Annotated in this window: 13 protein-coding genes; 8 read left to right on the top strand and 5 right to left on the bottom strand. The window is 35.0% G+C overall.

Annotation, left to right across the window (positions count from 1 at the left end):
* Nucleotides 1-26 precede the first annotated feature (26 nt).
* Complete coding sequence (locus GOQ16_RS13280) at nt 27-635, bottom strand: WbqC family protein (RefSeq protein WP_160069722.1); 609 nt, start codon at nt 633-635, stop codon at nt 27-29.
* Nucleotides 636-716: 81 nt separating this feature from the next.
* On the opposite strand from GOQ16_RS13280, the gene GOQ16_RS13275 reads away from it, so the two are divergent.
* The 7 genes from GOQ16_RS13275 to GOQ16_RS13245 all read left to right on the top strand — a co-directional run bounded on the left by GOQ16_RS13275 (nt 717) and on the right by GOQ16_RS13245 (nt 8,961).
* A complete protein-coding gene (locus GOQ16_RS13275; RefSeq protein ID WP_160069721.1) occupies nt 717-1,589 on the top strand; it encodes a lysophospholipid acyltransferase family protein in 873 nt (290 codons plus the stop codon).
* The gene (locus GOQ16_RS13270; RefSeq protein ID WP_240141045.1) at nt 1,559-2,611 is read left to right on the top strand and encodes a glycosyltransferase family 2 protein; all 1,053 of its coding nucleotides are present in this window, start codon (nt 1,559-1,561) and stop codon (nt 2,609-2,611) included. The genes GOQ16_RS13275 and GOQ16_RS13270 overlap by 31 nt, the downstream gene beginning before the upstream one ends.
* Nucleotides 2,612-2,727: 116 nt before the next feature.
* Nucleotides 2,728-4,749, top strand: coding sequence for an NAD-dependent DNA ligase LigA (gene ligA, locus GOQ16_RS13265; protein WP_160069720.1), 2,022 nt, complete (start codon nt 2,728-2,730; stop codon nt 4,747-4,749).
* 26 nt (nt 4,750-4,775) lie between these two features.
* On the top strand, nt 4,776-5,651 hold the full coding sequence (gene dapA, locus GOQ16_RS13260) for a 4-hydroxy-tetrahydrodipicolinate synthase (protein ID WP_160069719.1): 876 nt from the start codon (nt 4,776-4,778) through the stop codon (nt 5,649-5,651).
* Between the two features lie 156 nt (nt 5,652-5,807).
* Nucleotides 5,808-6,215: a hypothetical protein gene (locus GOQ16_RS13255; RefSeq protein ID WP_204987486.1), complete on the top strand. Its 408-nt coding sequence runs from the start codon at nt 5,808-5,810 to the stop codon at nt 6,213-6,215.
* Nucleotides 6,216-6,231: 16 nt separating this feature from the next.
* Nucleotides 6,232-7,530 carry a type IX secretion system plug protein gene (locus tag GOQ16_RS13250; protein WP_160069718.1) on the top strand — a complete coding sequence of 433 codons (1,299 nt, stop codon included), beginning with the start codon at nt 6,232-6,234 and terminating at the stop codon, nt 7,528-7,530.
* A 9-nt stretch (nt 7,531-7,539) separates the two neighbouring features.
* Nucleotides 7,540-8,961 (top strand): amino acid permease, encoded by a 1,422-nt coding sequence (locus GOQ16_RS13245; protein WP_160069717.1) that lies wholly within the window; start codon nt 7,540-7,542, stop codon nt 8,959-8,961.
* Nucleotides 8,962-9,025: 64 nt separating this feature from the next.
* Here GOQ16_RS13245 and trxB read toward each other — a convergent pair whose 3' ends face one another.
* From trxB to GOQ16_RS13225, 4 genes are all read right to left on the bottom strand, one after another.
* A complete protein-coding gene (trxB, locus tag GOQ16_RS13240; RefSeq protein WP_160069716.1) occupies nt 9,026-9,985 on the bottom strand; it encodes a thioredoxin-disulfide reductase in 960 nt (319 codons plus the stop codon).
* A gap of 13 nt (nt 9,986-9,998) precedes the next feature.
* Nucleotides 9,999-10,934 (bottom strand): exonuclease domain-containing protein, encoded by a 936-nt coding sequence (locus tag GOQ16_RS13235; RefSeq protein WP_160069715.1) that lies wholly within the window; start codon nt 10,932-10,934, stop codon nt 9,999-10,001.
* A gap of 147 nt (nt 10,935-11,081) precedes the next feature.
* Entirely contained in the window at nt 11,082-11,939 is an 858-nt protein-coding gene (locus GOQ16_RS13230; protein ID WP_160069714.1) for an aminotransferase class IV, read from the bottom strand.
* A 13-nt stretch (nt 11,940-11,952) separates the two neighbouring features.
* Complete coding sequence (locus GOQ16_RS13225; protein ID WP_160069713.1) at nt 11,953-12,987, bottom strand: RluA family pseudouridine synthase; 1,035 nt, start codon at nt 12,985-12,987, stop codon at nt 11,953-11,955.
* 122 nt (nt 12,988-13,109) lie between these two features.
* Here GOQ16_RS13225 and GOQ16_RS13220 point away from each other — a divergent pair, with 122 nt between their 5' ends.
* On the top strand, nt 13,110-13,985 hold the full coding sequence (locus tag GOQ16_RS13220; protein WP_160069712.1) for a 1-aminocyclopropane-1-carboxylate deaminase/D-cysteine desulfhydrase: 876 nt from the start codon (nt 13,110-13,112) through the stop codon (nt 13,983-13,985).
* The last annotated feature ends 114 nt before the right edge of the window (nt 13,986-14,099 follow it).

Raw genomic sequence — 14,099 nt, 5'->3', positions numbered from 1 at the left:
AGTTTTAGAATGTGAGAGCAGATATACTACAAATAATTTTTGCTTTGGGGACCTTGGTTAAATATTAGATCAATAATGCTAACATTCGGAATAAATCCAGTTCTTTCCTCAAAAACTTGGTAATAAGGTTTAGGATTTACGTAAACTGATTCTTTTTTGGGATGAATGAGATTACGTAAATCTAGCTGATCATAAGTCTTAGAAAATTTTTGTGTAAACTCTATTGTACGTTTTAACTTAAGACATTTTAGTACTAATTCTAACTGCGCAACATTATAGTCGAACAAATATTCATAATTCGTATCATAAAGCGCTTTAAAATCATCTTCATAATATTCAAAATAAGCCGAACTGCGGTAAGCTGTCTGTATACTCAACCAATGTAAACGCTGCCAATCGTGATCGTAATTAATCTTGACATCCTTCATAGGCATATGCATTTTGCGCCCATGATCAATAGGCACAACTAAATTCAAAATACCATTTGCTGTCGCTATTCCAGTTCTATTACGAAAAGTTTGCTTTGGAAAATGCTCATGTTTATCAAGTATGATATTTCCTTCATTTCGTGCAATTGCATGAAAATAAGGCACTGGAGGAAGATAACACGCAGGTAAAATGATTGAATTAGACATATTTATACTTACTTCTTAAAATTTACCGCAAAAATAAGTTAATTTGAGGATATTTGTAGCATAGAAAAGCAAGATACGTTAATGAGCAAAAGCATCCTTCGATATACATTTTGGAGTTTATCCAAATTACCTTTTGGGTTACTCTATCTTTTATCGGATATGCTTTACGTACTTATTTACCACGTCTTCGGATACCGGAAGAAGATTGTTTTTAAAAATTTAAGAAATTCTTTTCCCGAAAAAAAAGAAGAAGAAATTCAACTCATTGCAAAGAAATTTTACAAAAAATTCCCTGATCTTATCGTTGAGGCAATTAAAATGGCGAGTATCACTGAGCAAGAAGTGATTGATAGAGTTGAATTAATTAATACCGAAGAAGTTTACAGACACCTGAATATTGGCAAAGGCATCATATGTGTCACCTCTCATTATAGCAATTGGGAATGGGGAATTCATCGCTTGTCATTTATGACTGATTTTCCACGATTGGTTATATACAAACCACTCAATAATAAAGATTTTGATGATGTCTACAATGGAATACGTACCCGATTTGGTGCTACAATGGTGCCTATGAAACAAATATTACGACACATTGTACGTTTAAGAAACTCTCCATATTTCAGTGTCTTCGTAGCGGATCAGACACCAGTATATCAAGATTCAGATTATTACTTGACATTTTTGAATCAAGATTCATTAGTATACACCGGTCCAGAGCGAATTGCAAAAATGACAAATAACCCAATTGTTTTTTGTGAAATCATACCCAAAGAAAAAAGAGGCTATTATTACTCAAAATTCACTACATTGGTAGAAGATCCTTCTGCATATGAACCATTTGAAATAACGCATATTCATAACAAATACACAGAAGAATTAATTCGAAGAAAGCCCGAATATTGGCTTTGGACGCATAATAGATGGAAAAGACAGCGAAGAGAAAAGGCATGACACATTACCCAAAAGTAGCTATAGTAATATTAAACTGGAACGGTAAATATTTCTTGGAGAAATTTCTACCTTCGGTTTACAACAGTACTTATCCTAATATTGAATTCGTCATTGGAGACAATGCGTCGACGGATGATTCTATGTCTTTTGTCAAAGAAATTTATCCCCATATCCGCGTCATAGAAAACGATCAAAACTATGGCTTTGCTGGTGGCTATAACAAAGTTCTAGAAAAAGTTGAGGCTGATTATTACGTACTATTAAATTCTGATGTAGAAGTAACTGATAATTGGATTGAACCCGTAATCGACATGATGGAGCGTGAAAATTATGCCGCTGCCCAACCTAAAATTCTTGCCTACCACAAGAAAACACATTTCGAACATGCAGGTGCAGCAGGTGGCTATATAGATGCCTTAGGCTATCCATTTTGTCGGGGACGAATTCTCCATATCACCGAAGAAGATCAAGGTCAATATAATGATGAGAAGGAAATTTTCTGGGCCACTGGCGCTGCTTTATTTATAAAATCATCTGCTTGGGAAGAAGCCCAAGGTTTTGATGCCGATTTTTTCGCGCACATGGAAGAAATTGATTTATGTTGGCGCCTAAAAAAGTTAGGTTACAAAATTGGCTATTGTCCAACAAGTACAGTATTTCATGTTGGTGGTGGAACACTTAATACCAGCAATCCGAAAAAGACGTATCTAAATTTTAGAAATAATCTTTTTATGCTACAGAAGAATTTACCTCTTGCAAATGCTTTTGTAGTTATTTTTATCCGTCTATGGCTGGATTTATTAGCCTTGATACATTTTATTATTCAAGGAAAAGGCAAAGATGCCTGGGCTGTAAGTCGTGCTCATCAAGACTTTTTTATCAATTTCATTAGAAATTCTAAAAAACGTAAAAAATATTCTGTAATAGCAAACAAAAATGGAATCTATCAAAAATCCATTATTTGGGATTTTTATATGAATAAAATTCAAAAATTTACTGACTTATCAGCAAATAATTTTTAACCCAACTCAATTCATAGAACATCCAATTTTCACACTATTCTCCTAGCAGTTATAGTTCATAAAATATTGGTTTCTAAATTATTTTAAGCATTTTAATTTTATTAATTTCGTCGCGTATGTCACAAGATATTCAAGCAAGAATCGAACAATTAACAGCAGAACTTAACGAGTATAATTACCAATATTATGTACTGGCTAATTCCGCTATTTCGGATTTTGACTTTGATATAAAACTCAAAGAACTTGAAAAATTAGAAAACGAATTCCCTCAGTATAGAGATCCAAACTCGCCGACATTGAAAGTTGGTGGTGACATTACTAGCAAATTCAAAACTGTAAAACACCGTTGGCCGATGCTCTCACTGAGCAATACGTACAACGAACAAGAGTTACGGGATTTTGATAATCGCGTGCAAAAAGCGATTGGACACCCGGTAGATTATGTGTGTGAATTAAAATTTGATGGACTTTCTATTTCATTGACTTACGAGAATGGAAAATTAGTGCAAGGTATCACTCGTGGTGACGGTGTGCAAGGAGATGATGTGACACAAAATGTCAAAACTATACGTAAGATTCCGCATCAATTGAAAAAATCAGATTTCCCAGAATTATTTGAAATTCGTGGTGAAATCTTTATGCACAAATCAGCTTTTCTGCGTCTGAATAAAGAGCGTGAAGATAATGGCGAGCAAACCTATGCGAATCCAAGGAACTTTGCTTCGGGTACCATTAAATTACAGGATTCAGCAGAAGTTGCGAAAAGACCTTTAGACTGTTTCTTATATTTCTTGTATTTGGAAAACAGAAACAAGTTATTCGCTACCCATTGGGAAAGTCTAACGAAAGTAAAGGAATGGGGATTCCCTGTTTCTGAAGAAAGCAAATTATGTGCAAATATTGACGAAGTTTTAGACTTTGTGCATGCATGGGATGTGAAACGTCACAAACTGTCTTACGATATCGACGGAATTGTAATCAAAGTAAATGATTACTCTTACCAAGAAGAACTGGGTTTTACAGCGAAATCACCTCGTTGGGCGACTTCATTTAAATTTAAAGCCGAGCGTGTAGAAACGACTTTGGAGAGTGTAAGCTACCAAGTAGGTCGTACAGGTGCAGTTACGCCTGTTGCAAATTTGAAACCTGTATTACTCGCTGGTACAACGGTAAAAAGAGCTTCCCTACACAATGCAAACGAGATTGAACGTCTTGGATTACACGAAGGAGACACCGTTTTTGTTGAAAAAGGTGGTGAGATTATTCCAAAAATAATCGCTGCTAATGCTGACAAACGATTAGCAGATGCGACTCCTATCCACTACCCTACGCATTGTCCAGAATGTGAAACCGAATTGGTGCGACAAGAAGGCGAAGCTGTACATTATTGTCCAAATGAAAATGGTTGTAAGCCTCAAATTGTGGGTAAAATCCAGCATTACATTGGGCGTAAAATGATGGATATTATGGGGCTCGGTGACGAGACTATTGAGACACTTTACCGCATGAATTTGGTTCGTCATATTTCGGATTTATATTCATTAGCAGCAAAACGCGATCAATTGGTCAACATCGAAAGATTCGGTCAAAAGTCTATTGATAATATGTTGAAAGGTATTGAAGAATCAAAGTCGAAGCCTTTCGAGAAAGTATTATTTGCGTTAGGAATACGCCATGTAGGTGAAACTGTAGCTAAGAAATTGGCTTTTCATTTCAAATCTTTAGATAATATTAAATCCGCGAGCATTGAAGAAATTGCTTCGGTACAAGATATTGGAATTCGTATAGCCGAAAGTTTACACACTTATTTACAAGATGTAGATAATGTAGAGGAGCTAAATAAGCTTCAAAACTATGGTTTGCAATTTCAGATTGAAGAAAAAGAAGTGATCCTTGCTGGTGATGGATTAGCTGGAAAAACTTTTTTAATTTCTGGTGTGTTTGTTGATTTTTCGCGTGAGCAATTAACAGAATTGATCGAATCACACGGCGGAAAAATGATAAGTAGTATTTCAGCAAAGCTGAATTATTTGGTGGCTGGCGACAAAATGGGGCCTTCAAAATTAGCAAAAGCAGAAAAATTAAATGTTCCTATAATTTCTGAAAAGGAACTATTACAAATGATTAATCAAGAATAACTTATATAATAAATTTAAAAATCAAAATGACGGAGATTCAAGGAGCAGGTGTAGCGTTGGTTACACCATTTAATGAAGATGGAAGTGTAGATTTTGAAACTTTAGGAAATTTAATTGAGTTTCAAATCGAAGAGGGTATGAATTATTTAGTTTCGTTAGGAACTACAGGTGAGACAGCTACATTAAGCTCTGAGGAAAAGAAGAAGATTTGGAAATTTACAAAGGATAAGGTTAATGGTAGAATACCATTAGTAGCTGGTATAGGAGGAAATCATACGCAGGAAATCATTGAAGCTATAAAAAACTTTGATACAGATGGTTATTGCGCGATACTTTCAGTATCACCTTACTACAATAAACCAACACAAGAAGGTATTTACCAACATTACAAAGCAGTAGCTGAAGCGTCAAAACTTCCAGTTATTTTGTATAATGTCCCGGGAAGAACAGGCTCAAATATGACCGCACAGACGACTTTGCGTCTAGCTAATGACTTTGAAAATATTGTAGCGATTAAAGAAGCTTCAGGAAATTTTGCACAATTCTCAGAAATATTGAGAGATAAGCCCGCTGATTTCTTATTAATTTCGGGAGATGATCCTGCTACATTACCAATGATGGCTTTAGGTGCGGTGGGAATTATCTCTGTAATAGGTAATGCTTATCCAAAATATGTTTCTACATTGGCGCGTTTATGCGCAGAGGGCAATTATGTAGAAGCTAGACCAATCCATAATAAATTACTGCAAATTACTGACTTATGTTTTGTAGAAAGTAATCCTTGTGGTGTAAAATATATCTTGCAAGAGCTTGGATTTGGAAAAGATTACGTGAGATTACCATTAGTTCCAATTAGTTCAAATACACAACAAAAAATCAAAGAAGAAATAGTAAATTTGTAAACATTTAGGTAAATGTATATAATGGAGGGCTTCATCTTAGGATGGAGCTTTCCTTTTATAAGTACTTTTATGCTGACAAGTAGAGAAATTTATCGTAAGATGTATCTTAATTATTGAAACATTGTAGTATATTTAAATACAACAATTAATTCAATTATGGCTGATTCATCGGTACACACACAAAATAAAGGTTCAAAAATGAAATCATTCTTAGGTTGGTTAGTTTTAGTAGCATTTTTAGTCGTTGGAGGCATCGTATATTGGAAATACTATTTTGTCTTTGGCGAAGGCGTTAAATCAGGATATTTAAACTACGCAGTAAAAAAGGGAAATCTCTTTAAAACTTATGAAGGCAAACTTATCCAAGAAGGCTTCGGTGGAAGCCGTACGGGTGTAGTCACTAGTAATGAGTTTGTATTTTCTGTAGAAAGCGATTCTATCTACAGTATATTAGAAAGTAATAGCGGTAAATTCTTCGATCTTCATTATAAAGAGTACAAAGGAGCATTGCCATGGCGTGGTAATACGGTATACGTCGTTGATAAAATAGTTCAAATGAGGTAACTTATTTCTACGTTAAATGATTCAACCTAAATCATTTATATTAAGCGCGTTATTTCTATTATGTAGCTTAAATATTTTTGCGCAAAAGCCAAAGAAGAAACAAGATGATAATCGAACTGTTAAAAACACTTTAATCTATGACAATATAAATTATTGCTCATACATAAAAAGTGTACAGTTGAATCATGTCGATAAAGAGGCTGTATTTCCTATAATTAATTTACAAAATCAAAAATTTCTAAAGATTTCATTTGACGATTTGCGTGCGGATAACCGTGCTTTATACTATAGTGTAGAGCACTGCAATGCTGATTGGTCTCCGAGTCGATTACCACTATTAGATGCTTTGATTGGGTATGAAGAAGATAGAATATTTGAGATTCAATCATCAAAAAATACATTAACACCTTATACTCATTATTCTTTTGTATTTCCAAATGAAAACAGTAGACCTAAAGTTGCTGGCAATTTTTTATTGAAAGTTTACGAAGATGCGGATAAAGCTAGATTACTTTTCAGTAGGAGGATTTATGTTTTAAACGCTTCTGTAAATTTGGATGTAGAAATTCTACTCTCTCCCATTTCTGCTCAAAAATCAAAAAATCAAAAGTTAAATATTACAGTAAATTCGCAACAAGAAATTATTAATCCAGCTGTAAATATTCAAATCCATGCTTTCCAAAATCAGCGTATTGATAACTATAAGATTCTTAAAGAGATTTCTCAAATAAGCCCTCAAAAAATCACATACAATCAACCTTCTACTTTAGATTTCAAAGGGAATAATGAATTTAGAACGCTGGATTTACGAAGTATGCGAAGTACCTCATCGGCAATCCAGAATATTGTGCGCGATATCGTCATCAACGCACAATTGTATAATGACGATAAAGTATCTAACGAAAAATATGAATTTAAACTAGATGAAAACGGTCGGTTTTTCATCCGAAATATAGACTTCGATAATGCTGAACTAGAAAGTGAATATATTTCTGCACATTTTTCGCTAAAAGATTCTGCAAATATTAAAGGAGATATTTACCTTGTGGGTGCATTTAATAATTTCAATACCACTATTGAAAATAAACTCAAGTATAATTCAGAAAGTGGTTTATGGGAAACTAAGCAATTGTTAAAACAAGGCATTTATAATTATGAATACATCCGAAAAAACGAAACTGAGGTAAATACAGATTTGTACGCAGGATCATTTTTTGAAACAGAAAATGAATACCAAATACTAGTATATTATCGTAAACCAGGCACATATTGGGATGAAATAATAGGATTTAAAAATATAAATACGATTAAATAAACATTTACGGTGGAGGAAAACAAAGAAAATCAATTAAAAAGAGGATTAAGCAACAGGCACATCCAATTAATCGCTATTGGGGGTGCGGTCGGTACGGGATTGTTTTTAGGAATTGGTAAAGCCGCTATATTAGCTGGACCATCCGTGATACTTGGATATGCTATTGCAGGTATTTTTGCATTCTTTATTTTAAGACAATTAGGCGAAATGGTTGTAGATGAACCTGTGTCCGGTAGCTTCTCCTATTTCGCTAACAAGTATTGGGGACCATTCGCAGGTTTTGCTTCGGGTTGGAATTATTGGATTCTTTACATACTAGTAAGTATGGCCGAATTGACTGCTATTGGTGTATACGTGCAGTTTTGGTGGCCTGAAATACCACTTTGGGCATCCAGTCTTTTCTTTTTTGTTGTCATCAACGCATTGAATTTAACTTCTGTAAAGGTTTATGGCGAAACAGAATTTTGGTTTTCTATCATCAAAGTAACGGCAATCATTGCGATGATCATATTTGGTGCCTATTTATTGATATCTGGTGCTGAAGGCGAACACGCCACAGTTCAAAATTTAGTGAATGATGGAGGCTTCTTTCCAAAAGGTTGGTTTGAACAAAATGCTGATGGATCCTATCAAGGCCTTTTAGCCGCTTTAGTAATAATTATGTTTTCCTTTGGCGGACTTGAATTAGTCGGCATCACAGCAGCAGAAGCTGAAAACCCAGAGAAAAACATTCCTAAAGCGACGAACCAAGTACTTATTCGTATTTTAATTTTTTACGTTGGTGCATTGTTTATTTTGTTTTCATTGATGCCTTGGCGATCTATTACGGCAAATACAAGTCCTTTTGTAGAAGTATTTGATATATTGAATGACAAGCATTTTACACTATTTGGAAAGACATACGATTTCATGAGTTTCATTGCTAATGTTCTTAACATAATAGTATTAACAGCGGCTTTGTCCGTATACAATAGTTGTGTATATAGCAATTCAAGAATGCTCTATGGATTAGCAGAACAAGGAAATGCGCCTAAATTTTTGAAAAAACTCAACAAAAATCATGCGCCAATCACGGCATTAATGGTGTCAGCTGCTTTGGTAGGTATATGTATCATCATTAATAAAATTATGCCCGAAGAGGCACTTGGTATTCTAATGTCTTTGGTAGTTTCTTCGCTGGTGATCAATTGGATTATGATTTGTTGGACACATTTGCATTTTAAAAAGCAGAAAAGCAAAGCAAATGAAAAAACGAAATTCCCAAGTTTGTTCTACCCAATAAGTAATTATTTGACATTGATTTTCTTGTTCGGTGTATTAGGATTAATGTGGTTGACCGATTTAAAGATTTCAGTAGAATTAATACCAGTTTGGTTGTTATTACTCTATATAAGTTATCGACTTGTCAAAGCAAATAAAGAAAAGAAGTAGTTAGGATAAAACAATAACGCTCGGAAAAATCCGAGCGTTTATTGTTTGTAAAAGCTGTAGAAGTTTAGTGATCTCCTTTTGCTGCTAAGTATCTTTCAGCTTCTAATGCAGCCATACAACCTGTTCCTGCTGCTGTGATAGCTTGACGATATACATTATCTTGCACATCACCACAAGCAAATACACCTGGAATATTTGTTGCTGTAACATTTGGCTGTGTAATTAAATAGCCTGTTTCGTCCATATCCAAAATACCTTGGAATAGCTCAGTATTAGGTTTGTGACCAATAGCTACGAAGAAACCTGTTACATTTAAGTCTTGAGTTTCATTCGTTTTATTATTTTTCACACGTACACCTGTTACAACCTGACCATCACCAAGAATCTCTTCCGCTTCACTGTTGTACAATACTTCAATATTTTGTGTATTCATCACGCGGTGATACATCGCTTTTGAAGCTCTGAATTCATCACGACGAACCAACATATAGACTTTATTACACAGTTTCGCTAAATATGTTGCCTCTTCTGCTGCCGTATCTCCTGCCCCAACTATCGCTACATCTTGGCCTTTGTAGAAGAATCCATCACATACAGCACAAGCAGACACCCCAAAACCGTTATATTTTTGCTCTGATTCTAAGCCCAACCATTTAGCTGTCGCACCGGTGGAAATGATAACAGTATCGGCAGAAATCACGGTTTTACCGTCAATTTCTACATAGTGAATTCCACCATCTTGTGAAAAATCAACTTTCGTAGCGTAACCAAAACGTACTTGTGTACCGAAACGCTCAGCTTGATTTTTCAAATCTTCCATCATTTCTGGTCCTGTAATGCCATTTGGATAACCTGGGAAATTATCTACTTCAGTAGTTTGAGTCAACTGACCACCAGGAACGATTCCAGTATATACTACAGGTTTCAAATCAGCACGAGCTGCATAAATCGCCGCAGTATATCCTGCAGGTCCAGACCCAATGATCAAACAATTAACATGTTCTGATACTTGCTCTTTATTCATTATATGTTAAGATTTATTTTTTACCGAATTTACTTTGCAGACTTGCCAACATATCATTTGTGATAGGTTTAGCTGGCTCCGCTACTTTAGGCTTTTGTACATCAGCTTTCACAGCTTTGTCAGCAGGTTGCTTCTGTGCATTTTTCTCATTTTTGTAGGCATTCCAGTGTTTCTCCAAAATGCGTTTAGTATACAAAGGAAAGTCACCATTTTGCATCCAAGCGTAATAGCTTGGCTCTGCGTCAAACACATCTGTTAATCTTCTACCCTTATGCTTACCAAAATTGATGCATACCTCATCTTGCTCGTCGTAAACAAAACGTCCAGCAAAATCGACAGGCTTTGTAAGATTTGTAAACTTGTGCAAGGCTTCCACATCATTCACAACTGGATAAGACACAGCGCCATGCTTATCTGTAAAACTTTCGTTTTCGTATTTTGTTAATTGCGCCTTTAGTACTTCGTAAGTCGCACGTACATCATCCTCTGCTTGGTGTGCATTCTCCAAAGATTTGCCACAATAGAATTTATATGCCGCCTTCAGAGTACGTTGTTCCATCTGATGGAATATATTTTGTACATCTACAAAAGAACGACCGTCCAAACTAAAATCAACACCCGCTTTTAAAAATTCTTCCATTAGCATGGGAACATCAAATTTGTTGGAATTGTATCCTGCTAAATCAGAATTGCCAATGAAATCTGCTATTTCCTGTGCTAAATCTTTAAATGTAGGTGCATCTTTGATGTCTTCATCATAGATCCCATGAAACATTGACGATTCCACTGGTATTGGCATCAGAGGATTTACTCTACGTGTGTATACTTCTTCTGAATTGTCAACATTTACTTTTAGTATTGAAATCTCAACAATTCTATCGGATGCAATATTTACACCAGTTGTTTCTAAATCAAAAAAAGCTAATGGACGTTTTAATTTTAGTTCCATGAATCTATATTTATATTTTTACCCATGAGGGTAAAATCATTAAGGACAAAAATAAACAATTGCTAGCGTCGCATCATCTAAATTTTGTCACAACTCTACATTTAAAATATTTTCAACAAAAGACTGACTTTAACCAAAAATCAAAGCCTAATCTTCTTTATTATAATTCCAAGTACGTAATTTTTCTTGCAGGATGCGCGATATTTTATTGAAATAACGCTTCTGTTTATACCCCATTACCCATTGAATTCCCTGAACGGCATTTGTACAAAATAGCTCATCTGCTTTTTTCATAATTTCCGGACTAATTTGTGCTTCGACAACAGGTATACCTTCATCTTCTGCCATATCCATCACAACACGACGCATGACACCATCAATACAACCTTGATTTAAAGCTGGTGTGTATAATACTTTATCGTAATACACAAAAATATTAGAGGTCAAAGCTTCACACAAGAATCCTTCTTGATTCAAGATAAATACATCATCGTAATCAAATTTCTTTTTAAAATTCCCTGCCAAAACGTAAATCAATGAATTATTTGATTTTAGCTCTGACAAATCGCTATACGGCTTTTTGATCTCCGAATATAAATCTACAATAAGACCAACCTTTTTATCCCGAACCTGAATATCTACTTTTTGCACTTGCAAAATATAAGCTGGTTTATTGGTTGCAGGTGAATAGATTCCTCCACCATCTCGATAAACAATTAATCTAACGCGTACACGTTGGCCAACCATATTATTTTTTCGAATCAATTCATCTGTAATTTTTTTGATGAAATATTCGTCAAACATCGCCGATTGCTCCAATTGAATCTTCTGCATACTGCGTTGCAATCGCTCGATATGTAAATGCAAAAACCTTATCTCCCCACCTTGATAGAGCATGGTTTCAAAAATACCATCTCCATATCGCAAACCTCTATTTTCAACAGTCAATATTTTTGCATCTTCTGCAACTATTTCTCCATTAAAATTTATATAATGTATCGGCATAAACTCTTTTCAATTAACTATTAATTTGCGCTGCATACGCTCTCCACTTTTCTAAAACCTGTTGCATATCTTGTGGCATCGGTACTTCAAAATCCATTTTTTGCTTACTTGCAGGATGCTCAAAACCCAACAATCTCGCATGAAGTGCTTGTCGAGGTAATATAGCAAAACAATTGTCTACAAACTGCTTATATTTAGTAAATGCTGTTCCTTTCAAAATTTTGTCCCCACCGTATGTACTATCCGAAAATAACGGATGCCCAATAGATTTCATATGCGCACGAATCTGATGCGTTCTTCCAGTCTCCAATTGACATTCGATCAGCGTCACAAAGCCCAAACGTTCTAAAACACGATAATGCGTTACCGACCATTTGCCTTTTTCTGGATCTTCATGCATAGACATAATACGTCTATCTTTCAAATCACGCCCAATATAACCACTCACCGTGCCATCTTCAGCAATATCTCCCCAAGCTAACGCAATATAACGACGGTTGATCGTATGCTCAAAAAATTGCTTTGCTAAAAAAGTCATCGCCCACTCATTCTTCGCTATAATCAATAAGCCCGAAGTATCTTTATCAATACGGTGTACCAAGCCAGGACGTCCTGTATTGCCTGGTAATGTAGGTAATTGATTTAAGTGATATGTTAAAGCGTTTACTAAAGTTCCTGTATAATTATTAAATCCTGGATGAACAACCATTCCCGCCTCTTTATTAACCAGCAACACATCATCATCTTCGTAAATGATATCAAGCGGTATATTCTCTGGGTATACTTCATTATCGCGTGGAGGATCTGGTAAAACCATTGTAATAACATCAAACGGTTTTACTTTGTAACTTGCTTTGATAGGTTTATCGTTCACACGTACGGACCCTGCATCGATAGCATTTTGAATACGATTACGCGAGGTATTCTCTACTCTATTCATCAAGAATTTGTCTACACGTATCAAAGTGACGCCTTTTTCAGCTACAATTCGTACGTGTTCAAATAATTCCTGTTCCTCTTGTTCGATTAATTCCAAATCTTCAGACATGGTACAAAAGTACAGGAAATAAGCCGAAATCTATTAACTTTGGAGTGTTCTGGTATTAAAATCACTGATTATTCAGTGATTATTTTTCAGGAATTTAAACTCAAGATTACAATTAATATTACATGCAAATTTACAGCCCTGAACAAAAGGTAAATCATCCACTTTACGAAAGCAAGAAAGTGCACGTATATCTTAAAAGAGATGACATGATTCATCCTTTTATCTCTGGGAATAAATGGCGAAAACTTAAATATAATCTACAAAAAGCACAACAAGAAAATAAGAGTACACTAGTTACATTTGGAGGAGCTTGGTCTAATCATCTTTTGGCTACCGCTTGCGCTGGAGCTACTTTTCAATTTAAAACTATTGGTTTTGTACGCGGGGAAGAAATTAGTAATCCTGTGCTGAATATGTGTAAGCTGTTTGGTATGCAATTGAGGTTTGTATCACGCGAAGAGTATAAAGATAAACCTCAACTTTTTGAGCAATTGGAGAATAAAGAAGAATACTTTTTTATTGACGAAGGTGGCGCAAGTCTGGAAGCAATTTATGGTTGCAAAGAATTAATTGATGAATTAAAAAATCAATACGATCACATGTTCTGTGCCGCTGGAACGGGAACTACCGCGGCTGGTATTGCACAAGGAATTTCAGACTGTAATTTAAATACACAATTACATGTAATTACAGTTTTAAAAAACGGTGGTTTTATTTTGGATGAAATGCTAAAATATGATACCCCTATTGAACAAGTACAATTACATTTAGATTATCACTTTGGTGGATACGCCAAAGTAAAACCAGAGCTAATTGCATTTGTAAAAAACTACGTCAAATCTACAGGCATCATGATCGAACCCACCTATACAGGTAAAGCTATGTTTGCCTTACATGATTTAATTCAAAATGATTACTTTAGCCCAGAAAGTAAAATACTTTTTGTACACACTGGTGGGTTAACGGGCTTATTGGGACAATTGGAAAAATTTAATTAAATTACTAGTATGAAAATTAGTAATAAACCTCTAAATAGTTATTTAACAATATCCATTAAAATTTTTAGAATATATACGATCAATTTAATCTTGTCTATAATCTTCATTAATCAA

The sequence above is a fragment of the Sphingobacterium bovisgrunnientis genome, from assembly GCF_009829085.1.
GTDB lineage: Bacteria > Bacteroidota > Bacteroidia > Sphingobacteriales > Sphingobacteriaceae > Sphingobacterium > Sphingobacterium bovisgrunnientis.
The sequence above is the reverse complement of the archived record's forward strand: the minus strand, read 5'-3'. Positions and strand labels throughout refer to the sequence as shown.